Origin of the sequence: uncultured Desulfosarcina sp., from assembly GCF_963664155.2 — a bacterium.
In the GTDB taxonomy this organism is placed as follows: Bacteria; Desulfobacterota; Desulfobacteria; order Desulfobacterales; family Desulfosarcinaceae; genus Desulfosarcina.
Map to the genome: position 1 here is coordinate 1,169,478 of NZ_CAXXXH010000001.1, position 23,094 is coordinate 1,192,571.

The 23,094-nt window shown below is 56.7% G+C and carries 23 protein-coding genes; 14 read left to right on the forward strand and 9 right to left on the reverse strand.

Annotation, left to right across the window (positions count from 1 at the left end; all coding sequences use genetic code 11):
- Positions 1-9: 9 nt before the first annotated feature.
- On the reverse strand, positions 10-693 hold the full coding sequence (locus ACHZBS_RS05205; protein ID WP_319405463.1) for a helix-turn-helix domain-containing protein: 684 nt from the start codon (positions 691-693) through the stop codon (positions 10-12).
- Complete coding sequence (locus tag ACHZBS_RS05210) at positions 690-1,610, reverse strand: P-loop NTPase (protein WP_319405464.1); 921 nt, start codon at positions 1,608-1,610, stop codon at positions 690-692. Before ACHZBS_RS05210 ends, ACHZBS_RS05205 begins: the two co-directional genes overlap by 4 nt.
- 280 nt (positions 1,611-1,890) lie before the next feature.
- On the opposite strand from ACHZBS_RS05210, the gene ACHZBS_RS05215 reads away from it, so the two are divergent.
- On the forward strand, positions 1,891-2,340 hold the full coding sequence (locus ACHZBS_RS05215) for a hypothetical protein (protein ID WP_319405465.1): 450 nt from the start codon (positions 1,891-1,893) through the stop codon (positions 2,338-2,340).
- Between the two features lie 139 nt (positions 2,341-2,479).
- Here ACHZBS_RS05215 and ACHZBS_RS05220 read toward each other — a convergent pair whose 3' ends face one another.
- Positions 2,480-3,754: a B12-binding domain-containing radical SAM protein gene (locus tag ACHZBS_RS05220; protein ID WP_319405466.1), complete on the reverse strand. Its 1,275-nt coding sequence runs from the start codon at positions 3,752-3,754 to the stop codon at positions 2,480-2,482.
- 322 nt (positions 3,755-4,076) lie between these two features.
- On the opposite strand from ACHZBS_RS05220, the gene ACHZBS_RS05225 reads away from it, so the two are divergent.
- The 6 genes from ACHZBS_RS05225 (at position 4,077) to ACHZBS_RS05250 (ending at position 10,955) form a co-directional block, all read left to right on the forward strand.
- Positions 4,077-4,559 (forward strand): adenosine-specific kinase, encoded by a 483-nt coding sequence (locus tag ACHZBS_RS05225; RefSeq protein ID WP_319405467.1) that lies wholly within the window; start codon positions 4,077-4,079, stop codon positions 4,557-4,559.
- Between the two features lie 85 nt (positions 4,560-4,644).
- Positions 4,645-5,931, forward strand: coding sequence for a class II D-tagatose-bisphosphate aldolase non-catalytic subunit (locus tag ACHZBS_RS05230; RefSeq protein WP_319405468.1), 1,287 nt, complete (start codon positions 4,645-4,647; stop codon positions 5,929-5,931).
- Between the two features lie 458 nt (positions 5,932-6,389).
- Positions 6,390-7,754 (forward strand): FAD-dependent oxidoreductase, encoded by a 1,365-nt coding sequence (locus ACHZBS_RS05235; protein ID WP_319405469.1) that lies wholly within the window; start codon positions 6,390-6,392, stop codon positions 7,752-7,754.
- Positions 7,755-7,885: 131 nt separating this feature from the next.
- Positions 7,886-8,728: an MBL fold metallo-hydrolase gene (locus ACHZBS_RS05240; RefSeq protein WP_319405470.1), complete on the forward strand. Its 843-nt coding sequence runs from the start codon at positions 7,886-7,888 to the stop codon at positions 8,726-8,728.
- A gap of 14 nt (positions 8,729-8,742) precedes the next feature.
- Positions 8,743-9,873 carry a branched-chain amino acid ABC transporter substrate-binding protein gene (locus ACHZBS_RS05245; RefSeq protein WP_319405471.1) on the forward strand — a complete coding sequence of 377 codons (1,131 nt, stop codon included), beginning with the start codon at positions 8,743-8,745 and terminating at the stop codon, positions 9,871-9,873.
- Positions 9,874-9,875: 2 nt separating this feature from the next.
- Positions 9,876-10,955, forward strand: a complete 1,080-nt coding sequence (locus ACHZBS_RS05250; RefSeq protein ID WP_319405472.1) for an FAD-dependent oxidoreductase — start codon at positions 9,876-9,878, stop codon at positions 10,953-10,955.
- 39 nt (positions 10,956-10,994) lie between these two features.
- Here ACHZBS_RS05250 and ACHZBS_RS05255 read toward each other — a convergent pair whose 3' ends face one another.
- Positions 10,995-11,453: a TerB family tellurite resistance protein gene (locus ACHZBS_RS05255; protein WP_319405473.1), complete on the reverse strand. Its 459-nt coding sequence runs from the start codon at positions 11,451-11,453 to the stop codon at positions 10,995-10,997.
- A gap of 290 nt (positions 11,454-11,743) precedes the next feature.
- Between ACHZBS_RS05255 and ACHZBS_RS05260 the strand changes: the two genes are divergently transcribed.
- Together ACHZBS_RS05260 and ACHZBS_RS05265 are read left to right on the forward strand one after the other, a co-directional pair.
- Positions 11,744-12,241 (forward strand): peptidoglycan-binding domain-containing protein, encoded by a 498-nt coding sequence (locus ACHZBS_RS05260; RefSeq protein ID WP_319405474.1) that lies wholly within the window; start codon positions 11,744-11,746, stop codon positions 12,239-12,241.
- Entirely contained in the window at positions 12,241-13,446 is a 1,206-nt protein-coding gene (locus ACHZBS_RS05265; protein ID WP_319405475.1) for a hypothetical protein, read from the forward strand. Before ACHZBS_RS05260 ends, ACHZBS_RS05265 begins: the two co-directional genes overlap by 1 nt.
- Positions 13,447-13,508: 62 nt before the next feature.
- Here the strand turns inward: ACHZBS_RS05265 and ACHZBS_RS05270 are convergent, their stop codons facing one another.
- From ACHZBS_RS05270 to ACHZBS_RS05280, 3 genes are all read right to left on the reverse strand, one after another.
- Positions 13,509-15,143 (reverse strand): ATP-binding cassette domain-containing protein, encoded by a 1,635-nt coding sequence (locus tag ACHZBS_RS05270; RefSeq protein ID WP_319405476.1) that lies wholly within the window; start codon positions 15,141-15,143, stop codon positions 13,509-13,511.
- A 219-nt stretch (positions 15,144-15,362) separates the two neighbouring features.
- Positions 15,363-16,133 carry an amidohydrolase family protein gene (locus ACHZBS_RS05275; RefSeq protein WP_319405477.1) on the reverse strand — a complete coding sequence of 257 codons (771 nt, stop codon included), beginning with the start codon at positions 16,131-16,133 and terminating at the stop codon, positions 15,363-15,365.
- Entirely contained in the window at positions 16,130-16,555 is a 426-nt protein-coding gene (locus ACHZBS_RS05280; protein ID WP_319405478.1) for a hypothetical protein, read from the reverse strand. The genes ACHZBS_RS05275 and ACHZBS_RS05280 overlap by 4 nt, the downstream gene beginning before the upstream one ends.
- A 240-nt stretch (positions 16,556-16,795) precedes the next feature.
- On the opposite strand from ACHZBS_RS05280, the gene ACHZBS_RS05285 reads away from it, so the two are divergent.
- From ACHZBS_RS05285 to ACHZBS_RS05300, 4 genes are all read left to right on the forward strand, one after another.
- Positions 16,796-17,371 carry a methyltransferase domain-containing protein gene (locus tag ACHZBS_RS05285; RefSeq protein ID WP_319405479.1) on the forward strand — a complete coding sequence of 192 codons (576 nt, stop codon included), beginning with the start codon at positions 16,796-16,798 and terminating at the stop codon, positions 17,369-17,371.
- 110 nt (positions 17,372-17,481) lie between these two features.
- Entirely contained in the window at positions 17,482-17,892 is a 411-nt protein-coding gene (locus ACHZBS_RS05290; protein ID WP_319405480.1) for a pyridoxamine 5'-phosphate oxidase family protein, read from the forward strand.
- Between the two features lie 207 nt (positions 17,893-18,099).
- Positions 18,100-19,152 carry an NADP-dependent oxidoreductase gene (locus tag ACHZBS_RS05295; protein WP_319405481.1) on the forward strand — a complete coding sequence of 351 codons (1,053 nt, stop codon included), beginning with the start codon at positions 18,100-18,102 and terminating at the stop codon, positions 19,150-19,152.
- A 185-nt stretch (positions 19,153-19,337) separates the two neighbouring features.
- On the forward strand, positions 19,338-19,493 hold the full coding sequence (locus tag ACHZBS_RS05300) for a hypothetical protein (protein WP_319405482.1): 156 nt from the start codon (positions 19,338-19,340) through the stop codon (positions 19,491-19,493).
- Between the two features lie 95 nt (positions 19,494-19,588).
- Here ACHZBS_RS05300 and ACHZBS_RS05305 read toward each other — a convergent pair whose 3' ends face one another.
- Positions 19,589-19,711 carry a hypothetical protein gene (locus tag ACHZBS_RS05305; protein WP_319405483.1) on the reverse strand — a complete coding sequence of 41 codons (123 nt, stop codon included), beginning with the start codon at positions 19,709-19,711 and terminating at the stop codon, positions 19,589-19,591.
- A 9-nt stretch (positions 19,712-19,720) separates the two neighbouring features.
- Positions 19,721-19,945, reverse strand: coding sequence for a pyridoxal-phosphate dependent enzyme (locus ACHZBS_RS05310; RefSeq protein ID WP_319405484.1), 225 nt, complete (start codon positions 19,943-19,945; stop codon positions 19,721-19,723).
- Between the two features lie 453 nt (positions 19,946-20,398).
- On the opposite strand from ACHZBS_RS05310, the gene ACHZBS_RS05315 reads away from it, so the two are divergent.
- Positions 20,399-22,798, forward strand: coding sequence for a cache domain-containing protein (locus tag ACHZBS_RS05315; protein ID WP_319405485.1), 2,400 nt, complete (start codon positions 20,399-20,401; stop codon positions 22,796-22,798).
- The last annotated feature ends 296 nt before the right edge of the window (positions 22,799-23,094 follow it).

The following is a 23,094-nucleotide window of genomic DNA, read 5'->3' on the forward strand; positions in this document are numbered from 1 at the left end:
TCCTTGAAGTCAGAGCGGGGACCGCGGGCGGGCGGCACCTTTTTCCGCCTTGTACCGGGCCATGGATTTTAAATAACCGTCGACCACATGCCGGGAATCGATGTGGAGGATGTCGGCATAGCTTTTCAAAAACTGCCTTAAATAAACCTCGGCCGGCAGCTCTTCGAACTGGTCGGCCTCGATTCTTTTCAGGGAGTCGCCGCTGATCTTCGTAATGGCGTAGATTTCGGAGATTTCGATGCCGTATGCTTCCCTGAGCTGCTTCAAGGCCAGGCCGGAGAGCAGGTCCTGGGACAGGATCGCTTCGATAAGCTGTCTGATCTCCGGCGTATCGACCTTTTTCCGGACCCATTGGCTGAGGCTCTTTTCCGTGGATGGGCTTCCGGTATCCGAATAGGCCGCCAGCTGTCTCTGGCCCTGTCCGGAAAAATTGGCCGCATCCATCTGCCCGGTGTCGATGAGCATCTGATTGTAGGCGGTTCTTTTGTCCTCGTTGATCAGGGTGCTAAAGGCCGTTTCAATGGCCTGCAGCAGGCGCTCCCGCTGCTCCTCGGAAAAGAGCGAATAGGTGGCCACGCTTTCGGCTTCATAGATGGCCAGAGCATCCCGGTAGGCGTGCTTGATTTCGTCTGCCCGGGCATTGGCGGGAACCTGCAGGATATTGTAATAATTTTCATTCTCAAATGTTTTCATGGCGCCTGTTGTTGTAAAACGGGGGCCGGTTGAGGGGTCGTCAACAATCCGGCAATCCGCTTTAAGTCCATGGCCGTGATCGTGGCCGGGTAGGCGGTGACATACAGTTTTCTCGCATAGATCGAATCGATGACCCGCTCGTCAAAAGCGACCTGCCCCCAAAATTCGAAAGGGGAATAAAAATGGCGGTTGCAGACCGTCTCTATTTTTTTGCCCAGGGAAGTATCGGCGATTCTGCGAAACTGATTCAGGATCAATTTGAATTGAAACCTGGCGATGTGCGCTTTCAAAAGCGAAGCTTTCTCAGGATCGTCTTTTGAAACCATATCCAGGAGGTCCTGGGACTTGACCGCACTGGAATCTGTATCCAGGATCGCCGCTTTCACCCGGGCACCGAAATCATGCTGTCTGATGAGCTGTTTGATTTTTCTCAGATAGACCGCTTTGATAAACCGAAAGGCATTCTCGATGGAGGTGGGTTCGGGGGTGCAGACAAAGATCCCTTTGCTGGAGGTCAGGAAAAAATCAAGGGTATTGAAATTGGTCCCGGCACCCAGGTCGATGAGAACATAATCAAAGGGCAGTTTTTTGACGGCATTGATCAACTTGATTTTCTGGGCATAAAACAGGTTGGCAATCTCCATGGAGCAGGTGGAAGAGCTTATCAGAAAGAGATCGGTGACGGGGGTCGGGACCGCTACCTGCTCCAGCGTCTGCGCGGTTTTATTTAAAAACAGGTTCAGGCCGTCCTTGGGCGCCGGCATCCCCAGAAAGGTATGCAGATTGGATGCACCCAGGTCCAGGTCGAGCAAGGCAACCGTCTTGCCGTGTTGGGCGATCAGTGCTCCCAGGCTGGCGGCGACAAAACTTTTGCCGACCCCGCCCTTGCCACCACCTATTGGATAGATCTTCGGCATCGGCTCCGAGTTCCGGGTTCCGGGTTCCGGTTCAGGATGTCAAATGGGGCGACCGGATTCCGTTCTGTTGCCTGATTCACGGATCGGACTATGGCAGAAAGCCCGCTGTGCGTCAATATCCTTGTCGTTACAATATGTTGGAAAGCAAGCCCGCTGCCGGCTGATTCGATGACCGGATTGAATCTCCCTCCCCCACCAACCATGGGGGCGCGCTTGCTATCGCGGTTTAAACGCTGAAATAATTAAAAACAAAACGGACCCAATCCTCCAAGGTGACCAAATGAAAAACCGCAAGCGACTTCTGCTGTTTCTACTGAGCCTGCCGGTGTTAATGACCGGACCCGCCTTTTCCGGTGACTTCGACGGCTCGAATGCGCTAACCGGAAGCGTGGACCGGCTGATCGAGATCAACCGACTGCGGGTAATCGAAGGTGTCGATCCGGACACGGTGGGTCTTCCGGAAAAATTCATCATCGATTTCCGGGAAAATACCCTGCGCGGGACACCGGACAGCCTGGTCCGGCGGGTGGTCAGGATCAAGCGAATCGAACATATCGAAGACAAACTGATCCTGCTGGGCGCCGATGAGGGGATGGCGGGCACATCCAGCGGATTGGGATGGAGCCTGTCCATCGAGAAACCGTCGGGCAAGGCGGTACTATCCGCCGCCGGCAGCGGCATCGCCTATGTGGCCTTCGGCACTTGCACGCCAATCAGGGGCGGCAAGTGAACACAACGGATATGAAAAAATTCCTGCCGCTATCCATGACCGGTTGCCAGCCGATCGGCGGAATAAGCCGCCGACGGTTACCGGTATCCTCAGCGCAGGTGATTCAGGGCAGGCCGCATTGCCTGGCGAAAGCCCCGATCTACAGCATCCAATGGGGACGGTGGGAAATCCATGATTGGACCGTTTCACGCAGCCATGCTTCCAACCCCCGGGCGATATAGAAAACGGGGCTGAGGAGGTCGGCCTCCGGCTCGATCAGGCCTTCCCGGACCGCAATCCGGGCCAGTTCGGTATATGGATAGATTCTCGGGCCGATGGTCAGTTTGATGGCATTCAAGCCTAAACTGTCAGCGAAAGAAAGGCTCTCCAGCACGGTTTCACGGGTTTCTCCCGGTCCGCCCAGCAGAAGGAACCCCATGCTTCCAATGCCGGCATCGGCCAGCAACCGGCTGGTTCGCCGGACATCCTCCGGAGAAAAGCGTTTATGCAGGCCATCCAGGATCGGTTGCGACCCGCTTTCAAACCCCAGGGACACATCCCGGCATCCTGCCCGCGCCATGGATCGTACCAGCGTTTCGGTCACCTGCCCGGGATAGAGGATGGCCCGCCACTGAATGTCGAGACGTTCGCCGGCCATGCGCGCGCACAGGTCGCTGGCATAGCTGTTCGGCAGGTTAAAAACGTTGTCCACAAAAAAGATCCGTGAATAGCTGGCCGCGCGCCAGCGATGCAACGCATCGATAACGGTCGCCGGGGATCTTCTGCGGATCAGTCGGCCTTCGATGGTGGACGTCGAGCAGTAGCTGCAGTTCAGAGGGCAGCCACGTCGGGTCTGGATGGGAAGGAAATAGTCCGGATCCCGTGCAAATCGGGAATCGAACAGGTCCGGTCCGGGGAGGGGGAAGCGGTCCAGATCACGGACGTGGATTCCGGGCGCCTGAAGACCTTTTCCCCGGATGGCCAGCCCTGGCACATCCGCAGGCGAGGCTGATCGTTCAAGCCTTTCCAGCAGCATGGAAAAGGACTGTTCCCCTTCACCCTGGATACCCATGTCCGCCCCGGTGTAATCAAGTACCGCCTGCGGAAAAATGCTGTAGCCTGCGCCGCCGAGGACAATCGGTGCATGGGCGTGCGCCCGGCAAAAGACCACCACATCCCTGGCCTTTTCCAGTAGAAAGCGCGGCGATCCGCTGACCTGATCGTCAATGTTGCGAATGGAAATACCGATAACATCGGGTGCCGGTTCAGCCAGCGCTTCCCGGAGAGCGGATTGCCAGTCCTCCTTGGCCATCAGGTCGAGAAACCGGACTTCATGATCGGCGGCCTCCAGGGCCGCCGCCACGCAACCAAGCCCCATGGGAAGGGTGGGCATGTTCATTTTTTCAGTATTGGCGGAGATGAGCAGACAGCGCAAGGCGCCCTCCTTCCTGCGGTGGCCGGCGCGAAAATGGCGGCCGGCATCCTTAAGGCAACGGTACGGGGGAAAGGATGCATGGACAGGGTATGGTTAAAAAGTATACCATGCCTGTGTCTCGCCGGAAAGGTTTCACATCGGGCTTGTTAAACCGACGTTTTCTGAATAAATTGAAGTTGCCCCCCACCCGCGGTAATATCCGCAAATGGCGCATGGAAGCGACAGGGCCTGTTGGCGGTCAACCGTGACCGTATAAAACGGATCCGCGTGCCGTAATTGCCCACAGGCCCTCATCCGATCATTTTTTAAAGGAGAAGATGCCATGGAATTGAAAACCGTCACGATCAACAACCCCGAACAGCTCAATTTCATCCTGGGCCAGTCCCACTTCATCAAAACCGTCGAGGATATTTACGAAGCCATCGTCAATACGGTGCCCGGCGCCAAATTCGGCATCGCCTTCTGCGAGGCCTCCGATGTCTGCCTGGTGCGCTTTGCCGGCACGGATGAGGGACTGACCTCCCTTTCCCGGGAAAACGCGCTGAATTTGGGTGCCGGACACAGCTTCATCATTTTCATGCGCGACATGTTCCCCGTCAATATCCTCAACACGATCAAACAGGTGCCTGAAGTTTGCCGGGTTTTCTGCGCCACGGCCAATCCGGTCGAGGTCATCGTTGCAGAAAGTGCACTGGGGCGCGGCATCCTGGGGGTCATCGACGGTTTTGCAGCCAGGGGCATTGAAGGGGAAGCCGACATCGCCAAGCGTAAATCCTTCCTGCGGGCTATCGGCTACAAAATGTAACCGACGCGCAGCCGGCCTTGCCGTCATACTTAAAAAAATGGACGAGAGATCCCATGTACCTAATGCAAAACCACCGGGGCATCACTTGCTGAAAGACCTGCGCAACCGACATCTTTCAGGCCGGATCGGCGGCCTGGTCGCCGTCTGCTCGGCTCATCCCCAGGTACTGGCGGCAGCAGCCGCCCGGGCAAAAGACGACGGAACCCTGCTGCTGGTGGAGGCCACGGCCAACCAGGTCAACCTGTACGGCGGTTATACCGGTATGACGCCGTCTGATTTCGCCGACCAGCTGACGCGCCTGGCAACCGATGGTGGATTGGCACCCGGACAGGTCATGTTGGGAGCGGATCACCTCGGCCCCCACCCGTGGCGCCACCTGCCGGCAAGGGAAGCCATGGCCCATGCCGAAGCGCTGGCCCGGGCCGTTGTGGCCGCCGGTTTCCAAAAGCTGCACCTGGACACGGGCAGGCGGTGTGCCGACGATCCCCGGGACCGCCTGCCGGTGAAGACCGCGGCCCTGCGCGCCGCCTCCCTGTGCCGGGCCGCCGAATCCGCCGCCGGCCATTTCCACCGGCCTTCCCCATTCTATGTAATTGGATCCGAGGTGCCGACACCGGGGGGAGGCCTGGGGCAGAACGGGGTGGTGGCGGTCAGCGATCCGCAGGACCTGCGTGACGAACTGGCGGACTATAAGGAAGCTTTCAGCCGGGCCGGGGTCGATCAGGCCTGGGAACGGATCATCGCCGTGGTGGTTCAACCCGGTGTGGATTTCGACGACCACCGGGCAGCCGTCTACAACCCGTCGGCAGCCGCCGCGCTTTCGGCATTTCACGACCGGTTGCCCGGTGCCATGACATTTGAAATTCACGCCACCGATTATCAACCCCCATCGGCGCTGACGCAGATGGTGAGGGATCACTTCTGCCTGCTTAAAATCGGCCCCTGTCTCACCTCTGCCCTGCGTGAGGCGCTCTTTGCCCTGGCCCACATCGAGAACGAACTCCCCGGGCTGTCCCATCGGTCCAACCTGATGGCAGTCATGGAACAGCTGATGCAGACCCACCCCGAACACGGCAACATTCATTATGATGGCACCGGGCCGGAGCGGCAATACCTGCGCCGCTACGGCCTGCGCGATCGCATCCGGTACTACTGGCCCCGAGCCGAGGCCCGGCAGGCCTGTGAGCAGTTGATGCACAACCTGCACCGGCCCATTCCGCACCCGCTGCTGCGACAATTCCTCCCCGACCTGGCCGGAGCAATCGCCGTCGGCAGCCTGTCCCCGGCACCCGAGGCGATCCTCCAGGCACGCATCCGGTCCGCCCTTGCCCCCTATGCCGACGCATGCCGGCATCAGGCGGATACGGCGTAAACGATCCCGGCCTTCTGAAATCTCGAACAAGAACAGGCAGAGCTTACCCGGCTGATCGATTCCTCTCAAAACGTCCTGCTTTACTCTCACCGCCGCTTCAGATAAAATACCGGGATCGGAATGTGCCGGTTGGCGCGCTGACTCCGTTGACGCCCCTTGTTTCCGTTGGCAATCCCCCCCCCCATCCGCTGCCACCTTTTTCCAAGACGGGTGTATGTTTGACAGGTAAAGGCTTAGACAATCTGGAAAAAAAACGGACACGCCACGGCTGTGATCGTGACTTCGGAAACCGGTAGACGCAATTTAAATATCATTATTTCTTCATGTTATCATCGCCTCTTCTCATTTCTGTTTTGGCATGAAGGTTGATATCCTTTTCTTCAAAGGGCCAAACCATAACCCGCCTGCACGGGGAAGTATCGCCTTTTGCAACAAACGGACAATGAAAGGAGCAACCTATGGGAATCCATGTAATCATCGTGGGCGGTGGGCCTGCCGGAATTATTACGGCACTGACGGCCAAGAGCGTTTATCCTGAAAAATCGGTTTGTGTCGTCAAGGAAATCGGGGACGGGGTTATTCCCTGCGCCATACCCTACATGATGCACACCCTTTCCGACACGAAGCACAACGCCATGGGCAACGTGCCGCTGGAGAATGCCGGAATCGACGTCAAAGTGGGCAAAGTGGTTTCCTTGGATGCGAAAGCACACACGGTTACCCTGGAGGCGGGTGACGTTCTTGCCTATGAGAAGCTTGTTTTGGCCACCGGAACGGACGTATGCATGCTGCCGATTCCGGGTGTGGATAAGCAAGGCGTTTTTACAATCAAAAAAAGCATGTGGGCGATGAATGCCTTGCGGGAAAAAGTGCATCAGGCCAGAAAAGTGGTCATCATCGGCGGCGGTTTCATCGGCGCGGAGTTTGCCGATGAGCTATCCCAGGATTCGGATGTGGATATCCACCTGATCGAAATCATGCCCAAACTGCTTTTAAGCGCGTTCGACGATGAATTCTGCGATGACATCGCCGGGTTGTTGGAAAAGAAAAGGATCGACATTCGTACCGGCAGCCGCGTCGTCTCCATCGATGGCAGCGAACGTGTCGAATCGGTCTGTCTGGAGAACGGAGAGAAAATTCCGGCGGATATGGTGTTGGTCAGTGTGGGTGCCAAACCGTCGAGCCATCTGGCTGAAAAAGCCGGCTTACGGATCATCGATAACGGATCTATCTGGGTTGACGATTACATGCGAACCGATACCGAGGATATATTCGCCGTCGGTGACTGTGCGCTGAAACGGGATTTTTTCACGCGCAAGGCCGCACCGGTCTGGCTCGCTTCAACGGCAACCGCCGAAGCACGCAATGCAGGCACCAATATCTACGGCATCCGGGTACTGCATCAGATTCAGGGGACGATTGCCGCCTTCTCTACCCGGATCGGAAAAAAATCGTTTGCCAGCGCCGGGATGACCTGCCGGACCTGCGAAAAAGAAGGGTTTCGATACGTTACCGCAACCGCCGCAGCCCCGGATCGCCACCCCGGCATGCTACCCGGAGCCAGTGAACTCAAAGTCAAGCTGATCTTTGCCGATGGTTCGGGCGTTATCCTCGGCGGACAGGTATCCGGTGGACCGTCCGTGGGTGAGTTGATCAATACGATTGCGCTGGGGATTCAAAAAAAGGTCACGGTGCGTGAACTGGATATGATGCAGATTGCGACCCATCCGTTGCTGACATCGGCTCCCACTGTCCATCCGCTGATCAACGCCGCCCACCAGGCGCTGGCCAAGCTGCGCGCGACGATCAGGCCGGCGGCGTAATATTGTCGGCATATTTGTATTGACAAAGGATACCCGGTCACATAGGAAACAGGGCATATGCCCATTATATGGCCCTGACGTTTCCTGTTTTCCGGCTTGGAATTCCAGTATTTCAGCATGGAGGAATGCGCGTGAAATTGACCGTGCTGGTCGACAACAACACATTGATCGATCACTATTTTCTAGCCGAACCGGGTGTTTCCTACTATATTGAAATCGATGATATGAAGGTATTGTTCGACACCGGCTACTCGGACGTTTTCATAAAAAATGCCGCCAAAATGGGCATCGATTTGCTCGATATCGATGCGCTGGTGTTATCCCACGCCCACCTGGATCACACCTGGGGACTGCAGCATCTGATCCAGGCCTATGCTGAGCGGCGGTTCGAAAACCGGCCGGCCAAACGCCCTGCCCTGATCGCCCATCCGTCGGTGTTCGACCGGCGCTTTATTCCCGGTATGGGCGATATCGGTTGCCTGATATCTGAAGAAACGGCCCGTCAGCACTTTGACCTGCAGTTGACCCGCCAACCGCGGTGGCTGCATCCGAACCTGGTTTTTCTGGGAGAAATCGAACGGGAAAACGACTTCGAGGCCACCTATCCCATCGGCCGAATCCATCATGACGAGGCTGAGGCCGATGACTTTTTGCTGGATGATTCATCGCTGGCGTATAAGTCTTCACAGGGATTGGTGATCGTCGCCGGCTGCGCCCATGCCGGGATCTGCAACACGGTGGCCCAGGCGATGCGGGTCTGCAATGACCACCGGATGATAGACATTATCGGCGGATTTCATCTGTTGGAACCGACGAAATCCCAGTTGCACGACACCATCGAGCAGATGAAAAAATTTCGTCCGAATGCGCTTCACGCATGCCATTGCACGGATTTCAAGTCCCGGGTGGCATTGTCACAGGTGGCTGACCTGCAGGAGGTCGGTGTGGGGCTGGAACTCATTTACGAAAGCTGAAAAAGGAGAAGAAGATGCGACGTCGACAGCAACGCGGTCTGAAGATGGTGATGATGTTAATGGCGGCTGCCCTTATTTGCGTTCCGATGGCCGGTGCTTCAGACACGATCAAAATGGGCGTTGCCGGTGCCCACAGCGGCGACCTGGCCTCCTACGGCATTCCCACGGTAAAGGCCGCAGAGCTGGTGGTAAAAAAGATCAATGCCAAGGGCGGTGTACTGGGAAAACAGGTTGAATTGCTGGTCGAAGACGATCAGTGCAAAACCGAAGTGGCCGTCAACGTCGCCACCAAGCTGCTCACGGAGGGGGTTGATGTCGTCCTGGGGCACATCTGCAGCGGCCCGTGCAAGGCGTCGCTGGGAATCTATGCCACCAAAGGCGTGATCCTCATGTCCCCTTCGGCCACCAACACCGATCTGACCAAAAGCGGCCAGCATGACAACTTCTTCCGGACCATTGCCCCGGACGATGCTCAGGCCAAAACCCAGATCGACTTTTGCCTGGGACCGTTAAAAGCGAAAACGATTGCCATCGTTCATGACAAGGGCGATTACGGCAAAGGGCTGGCGGAATTCGCCAAAGGATTCCTGGAAAAGGACGACCGGGGCAAGCTCCTGCTGTTTGAAGGCATTACTCCCGGCGCGGTCGATTACTCTGCGGTGATCAACAAAGTCAAGCGCTCCAACGCCGACGTGCTGCTGTACGGCGGGTTTCACCCCGAAGCATCCAAGCTCGTACAGCAGATGCGCAGAAAAAACATGAAGACAATTTTCATTTCCGACGACGGGGTGAAAGATATCACCTTCATCAAAATTGCCGGCAAATACGCCGAAGGCGTGTACGCCACCGGACCGACGGACACCACCCAAAACCCGCTGGCCATCGCTGCCATCGAGGAACACCGGACGGTTTACGGGTCGGATCCCGGGGCTTTCTTCCTCAATGCCTATGCGGCCGCCACAGCCCTGCTGGAAGGCATTGAGATAGCCGGAACCACAGACTTTGCGTCGCTTTCCAAGGCGTTGCGGAGCAACTATTTCGAGACCCCCCTGGGCCGCATCAGCTTCGACGCACAAGGTGATGCCATCGGAGTCGGGTTTGCCGTTTTCCAGGTGAAAGACGGAGAATATGTCGAGATAAAATAACTGTGGAAACGGTTGACACCCTGATCGTCGGAGGCGGCCTCAGCGGCATCTATGCGGCCTTCCTGCTGTCCCTGAAAAACAAATCAGTTGTCGTTCTCGAAGCCCGTGAGCGTATCGGCGGCAGGATCTTAAGCCCCGACCATCGGGGATTTCACGCCGATCTCGGCCCATCCTGGTATTGGCCCGCCATTCACCCGAAAATGGCTGACCTGGTTAAAACCCTGGGCCTGATCGGCTATCGCCAGTTTGAAGCGGGCATGGGCTGTTTTCAGCGTTCCAACAGCGCTGTCCAGACCGTTGGCGGATACGCCATGGAGCCGCGCTCCTGGAGGATTTCCGGGGGCATGATTAACCTGGTCACGAAGCTCTGTAAGCACATTCCGGATAACACCATCAGGCTGAATCATCCGGTCTGTCAGATCGAAAAAACCGCAACCGGCGCTCTGGTCAGCGTCGGTGAACTGGAGAAAGATCCCTGGAGCCGGTTCAGTGCCAGTACGGTAATCCTGGCGCTTCCGCCCCGGCTTGCCGCCGCCACCATTCTCTTTACCCCCGATCTGTCTCATCTCCTGACCCAGGCGATGCTGAAAATGGGTACCTGGATGGCGGGCCAGGCGAAATTCTGCGCGCTTTACGAAGAACCTTTCTGGCGGCAAAGGGGTCTATCGGGCCAGGCTTTCAGCGAGCGCGGCCCGCTGGGCGAGATCCACGACGGCTCCAACAACAGTCAGGGCCCCTATGGATTGACCGGCTTTTTGGGCATCCCGGCAGTGCAGCGCAATCATCAACAACGCCTCACGGAGGCGATTCTATCCCAGCTTGCCATCATCTATGGCAAACCGGCGGCACAGCCGACGACCTTCTTCTACCAGGATTGGGCGCGCGAAAGATTCACCGCCACCCCGCTCGACCAGCCGCCGATGGTCGAGCACCCCCGTTATCACCCGCCGGCAGGCAAAACCAGCTTCTGGGACGGCGCCATCCATTTTGCCGGCACGGAAACCGCCGTCCAGCATGGCGGTTATCTGGAAGGCGCCCTGAGCGCTGCCGAACGGGCGGTTATGAATGTCTTCAAAAGATGATACGGACGGGCAGCCCCGGGGGCGTCCTTCGGTCCGGAATCAATTGCCGTGCAGCACCTTGAGTTTGGCGTCGATCAGCCGTTTGTGGGAAATGTCCAGCAGGTTGGAGACCTTGTTCATCAGATAATGTTCATATTGGTCCATTTTGCCGTCAACGTAGACAATCTGCCACAACCGTTCGATCAGTTTTTCTTTTCTGGCAATGCTGTAACGGTCATTGATAACCTTGGCAAACTGCCATAGGTCGACACTCTCTTTCAACTCGCGGTCCGCTTCATCGAGCAGGGCATCGGCATCTTCGCCGGAAAGGCCGTATTTATCGGTTAAAATGGAAAGCACCTTTGCCATTTCCTGCTTCGTGAAGGTTTCATCGATGCGCCCCATTTCCAGGAACAGGGCACACACCGCCACAATCACATCCCGATCATTGTCCCGGCCGGCGGGGGTTCCACCGTTTTCGGCAGCGCTGCTGAAAAAGCGTTTAAACAGATCGATCATCGGTTATGCTCCGGGTTGCGTAAATGTCCATAAATAGTAAATCCGCCGTGAGAATTAATGGGAACTTATCTCAGAATTAGGATTCTGAGTCAAGGCCGGGCGGAGCCGCGTTTCCACCCGGCAAGCGGGGGCCGGCCACGCTCACCGTTGGCAAATAGTCCGTTCCGCCAACGACTCTCCATACCGGATGCGGCTTTTCTGTTGACCTGAAAATCTCTTCTTGTCATAGTCCCGGATGACCCGTTGAACATTTCCCTGCCACCATTTTATCAACCGCAAAGGAAACCAAAATGAATCGATTGCTCTATTTTGGCTGCACTCCAGGCAACGACGTAGCGAGCCTTCAAAATGATCTGAACCTGATCACCGGGCACACCCAGCAAGGCTCGTCCATGGCAGCCCTGGAGGTGGACGGCATCTTCGGTGCCAAGAGTCAGTCCCGGGTAATGGAGTTCCAGCGGATCAACGGGCTGACGGTGGACGGCGTCGCGGGTGAGCAGACCCGGAGCAAGCTCGATGAACTCTTCTCCTCCGAACCGGGGCTCCAGATCAAACGCATCCGGGGCGGCGTCGCCGGCAGTGAAGGCGATGCCACCGGGGTCAAGACAGGCGGCGGCGCCTTCGGCAAAATGCCGCCCGCGGGCACGGGAGCCGCGAAAGGTGGGGGAACCACCGTGGGGCAGGGCGGGTGGGGCAAGGGCGGTTCGGGTTATGGCAGCGCCAAAACAGCCGGAACCGGGGGGGGCGGTCAGGGAAAGGCGACCTCCACCTATGGATACAAAGGGTAGTGAACCGGACCGGGCCGCCACCGGCAAGGCCTGAGCGGGATTCGGGTTCCACCGCCCCGCCGGCATCGAAGTCGTTTCGACCATCGGGTGTCGATGCGGTGGGAACCCTGCCGGCGCTGTATGCCCGCTGGATCGAAGCCATTCTCCCGGGGCCGCTGCCGGTGGAAATCGAGGCCACCTGCACCGACTGCGCCATGTGCGCGCGGCCGGGGGAACCGGTCGGTGCCGGCCGGATCTTTTTCGACACCGCCAGCAAGTGCTGCACCTATACCCCCGGCCTGCCCAACTTCCTGGCCGGAGCCATATTGGGGGATCTGTCCCCGGCTATGACGGCCGGAAGAGCCTCCCTGAAGGCACGCCTCAGCAAAGCCCCCGGAGCCAGCCCGCTTACCGTCCTTCCCCCGCCGGCCTACAACCTGCTCTACCGGCACAGCCAAAATGCCTTTGGACGCAACAACGCCCTTCGATGCCCCCACTTCGACGCGACCTGGGGAAGGTGCATGATCTGGCCCTACCGGGACCCCACCTGCGTCACCTGGTTCTGTAAACACGTCCGTGGAAAAATCGGTCAATCCTTCTGGAAGGCCCTGCAGACCTTTCTCAACAGCGTGGTTAAGGACCTCTCCCTGTGGTGCGTGCTCCAGCTCGATATCGGCGACAGCGCCCTTGCCGTGTTAGAATCGTGGCGGGAGGGGGAAATGAGCGGCGAAAACCTTCAGCCGAACGAGGTGGACGGCCGCCCGGATGCCGGCACCGCCAGGAAAATCTGGGGCCGATGGTGGGGACGGGAAACCGCGTTTTACGCAGAATGCGCCGAACGGGTCTGTGACCTGGACTATCGGGACGTGGAAAGAATCTGCGGCCCCGACGTTCAGCTGTCTTCCCGGCTGGTCCAGCGGGCCTATGACCGGCTGCAACAGACAAAAATTCCAGCGCACCTGCGGGTCGGCCGGTTCACCGTCATAAGCGCCGCTTCAGACGCCGTCCGGGTGCGGTCTTACAGCCGTCTGGATCCGCTGGATCTGCCGGTACCCGTATTCAACGCCCTGTCCGGTTTCGACGGCCGCTCTACCGCCGATGTCCTGTCTGTCGCGGAGCGGAACCTGGGGGTGCGCATCGATACCCGAATGCTCCAGACACTGATCGACTTCGGCATCCTGAGGACCGGGCAGGAATCAAAACCGGAAAAACAAAAGGCCCGTTAAGCGCAGATCACTGGCCTTGCCGTGAAAAATCGACAATAGATAAACGGTCGCGCGTCCCCGGATCAGCAGACCATGGCGCTTCCCCCGCAATAGCGGGCTTCCCTCTCTTGGGCCACGGCGGTGCTTGCCAGATAGTCGTCATAGTTCATGACCCGGTCAATGGCGCCCTCAGGGGTAAGTTCAACGATCCGGTTGGCCACGGTGGATACGAACTGGTGGTCGTGGGAAGCGAAGAGAATCACCTCGGGAAAGGCCATGAGCCCATCGTTAAGGGAGGTGATGGCCTCCAGGTCCAGGTGGTTGGTGGGCTCGTCCAGTAAAAGCACATTGGCGCCGCCGAGCATCATGCGCGAGAGCATGCAACGCACCTTCTCCCCGCCGGAAAGCACCCCGGTATTTTTCATGGCCTCTTCTCCGGAGAAGAGCATGCGGCCGAGGAAGCCGCGGGCAAAGCTCACCCCCTCTTCCGGCGCGTACTGCAGCAGCCACTGGACCAGGGACATGTCAGTATCGAAAAACCGCCGGTTCTCCTTGGGAAAGTAGGCGGTGGTAACGGTCTGGCCCCATCGGAAGCTGCCGGCGTCCGGCGCCGTCTCCCCTGCCAGGATCTGGAACAGGGCGGTTTTGGCCAGGCTGTCCTCGCCGACAAAGGCGATCTTGTCCCCGCCGTTCACCACCATACTGAAGTTATTGAGGACCTTCTCCCCATCGATAGTTTGGCTAAGGTTGTCGATCTCCAGGATCACGCTCCCGCAGGGTCGTTCCGGCCTGAAGGCGATCCAGGGGTATTTTCGCGACGAGACCGGCATGTCATCCAGGGTGAGCTTTTCCAGGAGCTTTTTCCGGGAAGTGGCCTGCTTGGCTTTGGAGGCGTTGGAACTGAAGCGCTGGATAAACGCGGTCAACTCCTTGGCCTTTTCCGCGGCCTTCTTGTTTTCGTTCTGTTTCTGCTTCTGGATCAGGCGGCTGGCCTGGCACCAGAAGTCGTAGTTGCCCACGAAAACCCGGATCTGGCCGTAATCGATATCGGCAATGTGGGTACAGACCTGGTTGAGGAAGTGGCGGTCGTGGGATACCACGATCACGGTATTCTCGGAACGCGCCAGAAAATCTTCCAGCCAGGCGATGGACTTGTGATCCAGGTGGTTGGTGGGCTCGTCAAGCAGCAGGACATCGGGATTACCGAAGAGGGCCAGGGCCAGCAGCACGCGGACCTTGTCCCCCCCTTCCAGCTCTTTCATCTTAAGCTGGAGTGCCTCTTCCGGGATGCCCACCCCCTTGAGCAGAACCGCCGCCTGGGATTCGGCCTCGTAGCCGTCCAGTTCGGCGAATTCCGCCTCCAGCTCACCGGACCGGATGCCGTCCGCTTCGGTAAAATCCGCCTTGGCGTAGATGGCGTTTCGTTCCACCACGACGGCATGCAGCCGGTCATGCCCCATGATCACCGTGTCGATGACGGTTTCTTCATCAAAGGCAAAATGGTCCTGCTTCAGAACGGCGATGCGCTCGCCGGGCCCAGTGCCCACCGTTCCTTTGTCGGGCTCTATCTCCCCGGAAAGGATCTTCAGGAAAGTCGATTTCCCGGTACCGTTGGCGCCGATAAGGCCGTAGCAGTTGCCGGGGGTGAACTTGATATCGACGTCTTTAAACAGAACGCGCTTGCCATAGGCAAGCGCAATGTTGGATGCGCTGATCATATTGGGTTCCTCTTGGGTTGAACCATAAAAAAACCACGGGCCGTTCCAACCCGTGGTTCGTGCGACCCGTGCTTATAGCCCATCGTATGTATGCCATCAACCCTTTTTTTTGGTTTCGGGTTTAAGGCTTTTTTTCTTAAAGAAAAAAATGGGTTGTTACCGTTCTGCCTCCAGATCGGATCCCGGGCGCCCCGGGAAAGCGCCGTCCGTGGATGGACACTACCGATGAGAAACGCAGGCCTGCAAACGGAGAAAATTGCCGCCCACCACCGCGGCCTCGACATCCGGGTCCAGTTGCAGGCTGCGCACTTTCTGCAGTTCCGCATACGGATCACCGAAGGGGAAATCCGATCCGAACATCAGCCGCCGGTGGTCGTAGCGCCGCAGGTATTCGCGAACCTCATCCGGTGAAGCCAGGGCGGTATCCGCCCACACGTTTTCCTGCGCCCACAGGCCGGACGCGGCGATGGCAGGGAAGCCGCCGTTGAGCATCCCCAGGTGAGGGATGATTACCGTGATCCCGTCGGCCAGTTCCCGGATGAAACGCACCGTATGGTCGAATTCCTCCTCCAGAACCACCGGTAAATGCCTGCGCCGGATCTCGTCCAGGGCCGACCGGCACCCGGGGTCATCGTAGCGGTACGCCGGCTCACCGGCATGGCGGTGCCACTTGATGCCGCAGTGGGCCGGTGAAAGCTGCTGCACGGCAAAGTCGTTCCAGATGAAAAAATAGGGGTAGACGGTCAGCCCGGCCGTTTCCAGCGAGAGCAGATAGGCATTGCTCTCCTTACGACGCCGGCGCCAGGCAGGCGTATCCACGAAGCTTTCGTCATAGCGGTCGTAGATCTCCATCACCGGAGAAAAAAGGGCCGCCCCGCCGATGTCCGTTTCGGCCAACTGCTGCGCATACGCCTCTATGGACTGCGGCCAACTGCGGTCAAGGATGCCGCAGTGGGCATGGGCGTCGATTACCGGCATGGGATCGGTCATTTCTTGGGAAAACCGATGCTGATTTTTTCGGTCCCCTCTTTCACTCTGATCTTCACGTTGAGCTCGATGCTGCTGTCGCGAATGCCCAGGGCCAGGGCCGTCTTCCCTTTATCCGCGTCGATGTGCGTCATCTCCCGGAAGGTTTTGAAAATCCTGAGACCGGCATCCTGGCCCGGAGACGGCAGTTCGGTGGTCCTGTATTCGGCAAAAACGGTGATCTTGCCGTCATTCCCGCGATGAATGGATATCTCCTTCGCATTGTTATTGACGCCGTGCAAGGCTGCCAGGGCCAGCCACTTTACCGCAGCGGCCTCCGTGTCGGAATCGTTTTTAAGCCTCGACATCTCTTTGAGCGGGTCACTGGTTGTGTAACAATCGCACATCTCCTGAACTTTTTTATGAATACTGCCCGAATCTTTCATGGCCGTCCTCCTGTTCGTTGTCTGCCGATCGGATGTTTCTTTTTGAAAAGTTACCATCGGGCGGCACATCGTCAACGATGGCGGAACGAAAGAGGCTGTTTTGTCCCGGGCGAAAACCTTTGTTTTGTTCATTTGCTTAATACTCAATTTTCTGGTATGCGAAAACGGTTTTGGCGGGATGCCCGATCCCGGAATGCCGCCCGGTCTGATTTGCAGGGTATTAAAAATGGATGGTCATCGATGATAGACATCAGCGGAATACCGGCTACCGAACCGGTGCGGATCATCATCGGCGCCGGCGATCAGCGCTGGCCCGGATGGATTGCCACACACAGGGAAACGCTGGATCTGCTGCAGCCCGACGATTGGGAAGCCAGCTTCGGCCACCGCCTGGTGGATGCATTTTTGTGCGAGCATGTCTGGGAGCACCTGACCGAAGCCGAGGGACGGTCAGCCGCCCGATTGTGTTACCGGTGGCTCAAACCGGGCGGCTATCTGCGTTGCGCGGTTCCCGATGCCAATTTCCAGGATGCGGCTTACCAGCGCATTGCCCGAATCGGCGGCCCGGGTCCGAAAAGTCACCCGGCCGCAGATCATAAAATCGTTTATGACTATCACCGCTTTGCAGATGTCTTTGTCCAGGCGGGTTTTTCCGTTGAATTGCTGGAGTATTGCGACGAACAGGGCCGCTTTCATCACCACCCGTGGTCGCCGGACCAGGGTCCCATTTACCGGTCGCTGCGCATGGACCATCGCAACCGGGGAGAAAAATTAGGATTCGTATCCCTGATCATCGATGCCCGCAAGCCCGGCTGACAGCCTTTGGGGCACCCGATCCGGCAGCCGGCCGCCATATCCAAAAAATCGGCTCGCAGCTCAATTTACCGCCACCCATCTCAACCCATACTTCAAAGGAGGCACTTAACATGGCCCAAATGACCCAACGAATGCAGGAATTGTTCAACACGGTCCGCACCGCGATTCTCTCCACGGCCACCGCAGACGGAACGCCAAACGCCGTACCGGTCGGCGCCAAGAAAATCATCGACAGCGAAACCATTCTCATCTCCGACCAGTTCTTCAACAAAACCCTGGCCAACATGAAAGCCAATCCCCAGGTGGCGGTAACCTTCTGGGAAGGCCATGAAGGGTATCAGCTCAAAGGCAACGTCACCATCGAAACCAGCGGCCGGCGCTATGATGAAACGGCCCGATGGATCCTGGAGTTGAGTGAGAAGGCAGGCTTTCCCCTCAAATCCAAGGGAGCGGTCATCCTTCACGTTAAAGAGATTTTCGGCGTCTCGCCGGGCCCGGGAGCCGGCAAGCAACTGGCATAATTTCAATTCGCGATCCGGCGGATAAAATCCACATTGACAAAACAGGTATCCGTTCACACTCTATACGCTTAAAGATGGCCCAAAGGCGACTCCCCACAGGTGGCGTCGCCTTTTGCATTCGATCCCGGCCGTGCGGTCAATCATTTTCCGGCGCGGGGTGGAACGAAGGCCGCACCATGCTGCTGAAAAAAGAAAAGAGAGCGATCCATGTCTCAAAGTAAAGCACACAATCGCCGCATTGTATTGGCCAAGCGCCCGCAGGGCGCGCCGCTGCCGGAAGACTTCCGGATGGAGAACACGCCCGTGCCCGAGCCGGCCGAAGGCCAGGTACTGCTGCGCACCGCGTATCTCTCCCTCGACCCGTATATGCGCGGCAGGATGAGCGATGCCCCATCCTATGCGGAACCGGTTAAAGTGGGCGAAGTGATGGTGGGCGGAACGGTTTGCCGGGTTGAAGCATCCCGGCACCCTGATTTCAAGACGGGAGAGTGGGTCCTGGGTTATTCCGGCTGGCAGGATTATACGCTTTCCGATGGCACCGGCCTGACCCGCTTGGGGCAGAACCCCCAACACGCCTCCTATGCATTGGGGATATTGGGCATGCCGGGGTTTACCGCCTACATGGGGCTGTTGGATATCGGCCGACCCAAACCGGGAGAGACCCTGGTCGTTGCTGCGGCCACCGGGCCGGTGGGTGCGACGGTAGGGCAGATCGGAAAATTGAAAGGCTGCCGGGTTGTCGGCGTTGCCGGCGGCAGCGAAAAATGCAGCTTCGCCAAAGAAGTCCTAGGTTTTGATGCGTGCCTGGATCACCACTCTCCGGATTTTGCCCACCAGCTTGGCCAGGCCTGCGCCAAGGGGATTGACATCTATTTCGAAAGCGTCGGGGGCAAGGTATTCGATGCGGCCCTGCCGCTGCTCAATACAAAAGCCCGAATTCCGGTGTGCGGGCTTATTTCCCACTACAATGCAACGCGGCTTCCCGATGGACCGGACCGACTGGCCTTGCTTATGCGTGCCATCCTAGTCAAACGGTTAAAAGTACAGGGATTCATTATTTTCGATGATTACGGCCACCGCTACGACGAATTTGCCAAAGATATGTCTCAATGGCTGAGCACAGGGCAGATCAAATACCGTGAGCATATAGTCGATGGGTTGGAAAGCGCACCGGATGCGTTTATCGGCATGCTGGTCGGTAAAAATTTCGGGAAATTAGTCGTCCGGGTGAATGACGAAAGTCAGTTAAATCCAAAATAAACTTCCCGGTGCATCAGTCGAAGGCCGAAGGCTTTTATGACGGGTTGTATGCCATCAATACTCAACTATCAAAAGAAACCATAGCCTTATTTCCACTTGATTGTGGCCGAAACGGTCATACACTGATCACAGCGAACCAATCCCGTTTACCCCCGACAGAACGCAATACAAAAAGTGGTGAAAAAATGGAAAACCGATCACAGAGCGATCAGGGGCTCAAATTGATGGTAAGAAAGTGCCGCAGTGAATTCGAACGCGCGGAAAATAAGGATTTTTACGAAGACTATCGAGCGGCCGAGAGAAAATTCGTAAAATTCTGTATGCTCAACAAAACCGGTTAACTCATCTGCTGCCACGTCATGACGACAATAGGTTTATCATGGTCGCTGAATCGATGTTGACGCCGCTTAAAATAATTCCAATCCTGCCTGTCGGCTCAACCACCCGGCTTGAGCAGGGCCGCCAATCCGGGTACGCCCGACGGCTCGACAACCAGATTCATCCGGTAAAACAGAAACTTCACCGCTTCTAAAATCGCCGGTTCCGAAGCGGTTTTCATATCGTCTACCTATTCAAGGACCAGCGGGAATACGATTTTTCCCAGTGACGGGGTGCGGGTCCCATCGGCGAGCTCGGGCTCGATGCCGTTGGTTCTGCAATTTCCCGAAGCGCCCTTTGCCGCCACCGCACAACCGCTCAACAGTCCCCCGCCGCCGCAAGGCACGAGCAGCATGTCAAGCTCTCCAATCTCCTCGAACATCTCCAAAGCGACCGTACCATGAAGTTCTCCCATTTAAAAATGACGTCCGCACCCACCATCCGGTTCCGTGTCCGTGAAACCATGTTCGGCGTTATATCAGCATACCCTTTCAGTCGTTTTTTTGGAGCCAGGGTGTTCTCGAACTTGCTTTCTCCATTTCGATGTAAATCATGAAAAATTTCTGTGTATTCTGTGTGTTCAGTGGTTTCTGACCTTTATAAAGCTATGGCGACGGCCACGATTAAGCCGCCCTTTTGGGCCTCGACAACATCGTTTTAAGCCTGCGCAACTCCCGGTAATCGTCCATCCGGCTTGGGACGACCCCGAATATATATAAATATCAATCAAATATCCACTTGCAATCACGGCGTCATTGCCGTTATTGAGAATAGGTCGGGATTCTGTTTTTTATATCGTGTTGAAAAAGGCTCTTCCCAGGATTTAAAACCCCGGTATCATATGGCCGGAAGAAGGAGTCATCACGGCATGTTCAGATCCATCCTGTTTCGCAAACTCTTCATGTCCATCGTCGTGGTTGTGATTGTCAGTTCGGCGGCGCTGTATGGCTTGAGCGTGCCGATGATCAAGAAAACGGTCTATGCCACTGAAGAGGCCTCGGCTAAAACGATTCTGAATAATGTCTATGAACTCGTGGATGCACAAAATTCCGCCATAGCCGCTTATCGGGATTCAACCCTGGAAGACTACAAGCGGCAGTTGAAGAACATTACCCTTATTCAGGAATCCTATATCCGGGCCGCCTATGATAAATGCAAACAAAACCCTGCCCGGGAAGCGGAGACGAAGAAGAACGTCCTGGAGGAAATGCGCAAATTCAGATACGGACGGGACGATTATGTATGGGTCTCGGATTACCATTCCGTGCTGATCTCCCACCCGGACCCGAAGCTGCATCAAACCGATTTTTCGGGCGTCAAGGATATTTACGGGAACCTGATCGTCCCCCCCATGGTGGCAGTCGCCCGCGACAAGGGAGAAGGCTACACCTCTTACTGGTGGCGGCGGTTGGGTGAAAATGATCCGGTTGAAAAGCTGACTTACAGCCGGAATTTTTCACCCTGGAACTGGGTGATCGGCACCGGACTGTATATCGACGACGTCAAGCAGGAGGTGGACCGGCGTCGGTCAAAAATGATCGAGGAGTTGAGGGCCCTTCTTAAAAAGACAAAAATCGCCCGAACCGGCTATGTCTATATTTTCGATTCCCGGATGAATATGATCATTCATCCCAACTCCAATATCGAAAATACGAATTTTTCCAAACTGCTCGATCCGATTACCGGGAAATCCATCGGCACGGAGCTGATGGCGGTGGCCAATCATCCGGACTCGATGCTGCGGTATGCATGGGACCGGCCCGAAGATAAAAGCAACTATATTTATGACAAGATTTCCTGGGTGCAATACTACGAGCCCTTCGACTGGTATATTGCCTCATCGGTTTACCTGGACGAATTGAACAGCAGCGCCGACAAGCTTCGAAACCGCGTTTTCTGGGTTTCCTTCGGGATGGCCGTTGTCCTCATCGCCCTCAGTGTTCTCTACCTCAAGAAAATGCTGGTGCCCATACAGACGCTTTCAAAGATGACCGTGCAGGTTGAGAAGGGGGATCTGGACGCCCGGTGTCAGGTCAGCGGCAATGATGAGATCTCTGTGCTGGCCGCAGGTTTCAATCGCATGGTCGGCGAACTGAAATCTTTCATTAACGAGTTGGATAACAAAGTCATCGAGCGCACCCGGGAGGCCGAAGAAAAAAATTCGCGCTTGCAGTGCGAAATCGACGAGCGCTCCCGGGTCAGTGAACAGCTTGAAACGGCCAATGCGAAACTGACCACCTGGGTTAAGGAACTCGAAACCCGCAACCGCGAAATCGCCCTGTTGAATCGAATGGGCGACATGCTGCAGGCCTGCAGGACCCTGGACGAAACCTTCGGGGTGATCACCGAAACCCTCGGCGGGCTTTTGCCGAGCGAGCCCGGTGGGCTTTATATGCTGCGTTCTTCGAAAAACCTTTTGGAACTGGTCGCCAAATGGGGGGATTTTAAAGGCTGCGCAGAAATGTTCCCGCCCGAGGAGTGCTGGGGACTTCGCCGGGGCAAGGCCCATCGCGTGGAAAAACCCGGGATGGGGCAGGCATGTGCGCATATCCGGACGCCTCCGCCTTTCGGCGCCCTGTGCGTGCCCATGATGGGCCAGGGGGAGGTTCTGGGAATGCTGCATCTGAGCTTTTCCGGGCCGGAACCCGACCAGCGTGATGACGAACACTACCGGCGCTTGGAATCCATGGAACGATTGGCCATGACCGTGGCGGATCATCTGTCCCTGGCCCTGGCGAATCTCAAATTGCGCGAACGCCTCCAGGAGCTGTCCGTCCGGGACCCCTTGACCGGCCTGTACAATCGCCGCTACATGCAGGAAACCCTGGAAAGGGAAATCAAGCGCGCCCAGAGAACATCGAAGCCCATCGGCATCATCATGCTGGATGTGGATCATTTCAAGGCTGTCAACGATACCTATGGCCATGATGCCGGAGATGTGGTGCTGAAAACCCTGGCCCGATTTCTGACCATCAATCTTCGCGGCGAGGATGTGGCCTGCCGGTATGGCGGCGAAGAGTTCATTCTGATCATGCCGGGCTTGTCGCTGACAGACAGCGAACACAAAGCCGAACACATGCGCCAGGAGATCGAGAACACCTTACGGGTTCAATATCTCGACAAGTCCTTATCCATCACGGTTTCCATCGGTGTGGCCGCTTTTCCCGAGCAGGGCGGACATGCGGATCATTTGATAACCCAGGTGGATGAAGCCATGTATGCGGCCAAAACCACCGGCCGCAACAGGATTGTCACGGCCGGCAAATGAGCAGGCATAAGATGTTCTATGCTTACGGTCTTATAATTTCCTGTTTAACCACGGAATACTCAGAAAGCACGGAAGAATATGATGAAAAATTTCTGTGTAATCTGTGTGTTCCGTGGTTTCTGACCTTAAAAAACTATGGCGACGCCTACGTTTAAACCGCCCTTTTTGGCCTCGAAAACATCGTTTTAATCCTGATAATCGTTCACCCAGCTTGGTCCGGCCCCGGATAATCCCCTCAACAGTTACACGGTGTAAAAATAAAAACCCGGCGCCACCGCAGCCACAGTTTCGAAACT

What these genes read in the sequence shown, in the direction of transcription:
- ACHZBS_RS05205 (WP_319405463.1), bottom strand. Translation starts at nt 693, where the DNA reads ATGAAAACATTTGAGAATGAAAATTATTACAATATCCTGCAGGTTCCC.
- ACHZBS_RS05210 (WP_319405464.1), bottom strand. Translation starts at nt 1,610, where the DNA reads ATGCCGAAGATCTATCCAATAGGTGGTGGCAAGGGCGGGGTCGGCAAA.
- ACHZBS_RS05215 (WP_319405465.1), top strand. Translation starts at nt 1,891, where the DNA reads ATGAAAAACCGCAAGCGACTTCTGCTGTTTCTACTGAGCCTGCCGGTG.
- ACHZBS_RS05225 (WP_319405467.1), top strand. Translation starts at nt 4,077, where the DNA reads ATGGAATTGAAAACCGTCACGATCAACAACCCCGAACAGCTCAATTTC.
- ACHZBS_RS05235 (WP_319405469.1), top strand. Translation starts at nt 6,390, where the DNA reads ATGGGAATCCATGTAATCATCGTGGGCGGTGGGCCTGCCGGAATTATT.
- ACHZBS_RS05245 (WP_319405471.1), top strand. Translation starts at nt 8,743, where the DNA reads ATGCGACGTCGACAGCAACGCGGTCTGAAGATGGTGATGATGTTAATG.
- ACHZBS_RS05255 (WP_319405473.1), bottom strand. Translation starts at nt 11,453, where the DNA reads ATGATCGATCTGTTTAAACGCTTTTTCAGCAGCGCTGCCGAAAACGGT.
- ACHZBS_RS05260 (WP_319405474.1), top strand. Translation starts at nt 11,744, where the DNA reads ATGAATCGATTGCTCTATTTTGGCTGCACTCCAGGCAACGACGTAGCG.
- ACHZBS_RS05270 (WP_319405476.1), bottom strand. Translation starts at nt 15,143, where the DNA reads ATGATCAGCGCATCCAACATTGCGCTTGCCTATGGCAAGCGCGTTCTG.
- ACHZBS_RS05275 (WP_319405477.1), bottom strand. Translation starts at nt 16,133, where the DNA reads ATGACCGATCCCATGCCGGTAATCGACGCCCATGCCCACTGCGGCATC.
- ACHZBS_RS05280 (WP_319405478.1), bottom strand. Translation starts at nt 16,555, where the DNA reads ATGAAAGATTCGGGCAGTATTCATAAAAAAGTTCAGGAGATGTGCGAT.
- ACHZBS_RS05285 (WP_319405479.1), top strand. Translation starts at nt 16,796, where the DNA reads ATGATAGACATCAGCGGAATACCGGCTACCGAACCGGTGCGGATCATC.
- ACHZBS_RS05290 (WP_319405480.1), top strand. Translation starts at nt 17,482, where the DNA reads ATGGCCCAAATGACCCAACGAATGCAGGAATTGTTCAACACGGTCCGC.
- ACHZBS_RS05295 (WP_319405481.1), top strand. Translation starts at nt 18,100, where the DNA reads ATGTCTCAAAGTAAAGCACACAATCGCCGCATTGTATTGGCCAAGCGC.
- ACHZBS_RS05300 (WP_319405482.1), top strand. Translation starts at nt 19,338, where the DNA reads ATGGAAAACCGATCACAGAGCGATCAGGGGCTCAAATTGATGGTAAGA.
- ACHZBS_RS05305 (WP_319405483.1), bottom strand. Translation starts at nt 19,711, where the DNA reads ATGAAAACCGCTTCGGAACCGGCGATTTTAGAAGCGGTGAAGTTTCTG.
- ACHZBS_RS05310 (WP_319405484.1), bottom strand. Translation starts at nt 19,945, where the DNA reads ATGGGAGAACTTCATGGTACGGTCGCTTTGGAGATGTTCGAGGAGATT.
- ACHZBS_RS05315 (WP_319405485.1), top strand. Translation starts at nt 20,399, where the DNA reads ATGTTCAGATCCATCCTGTTTCGCAAACTCTTCATGTCCATCGTCGTG.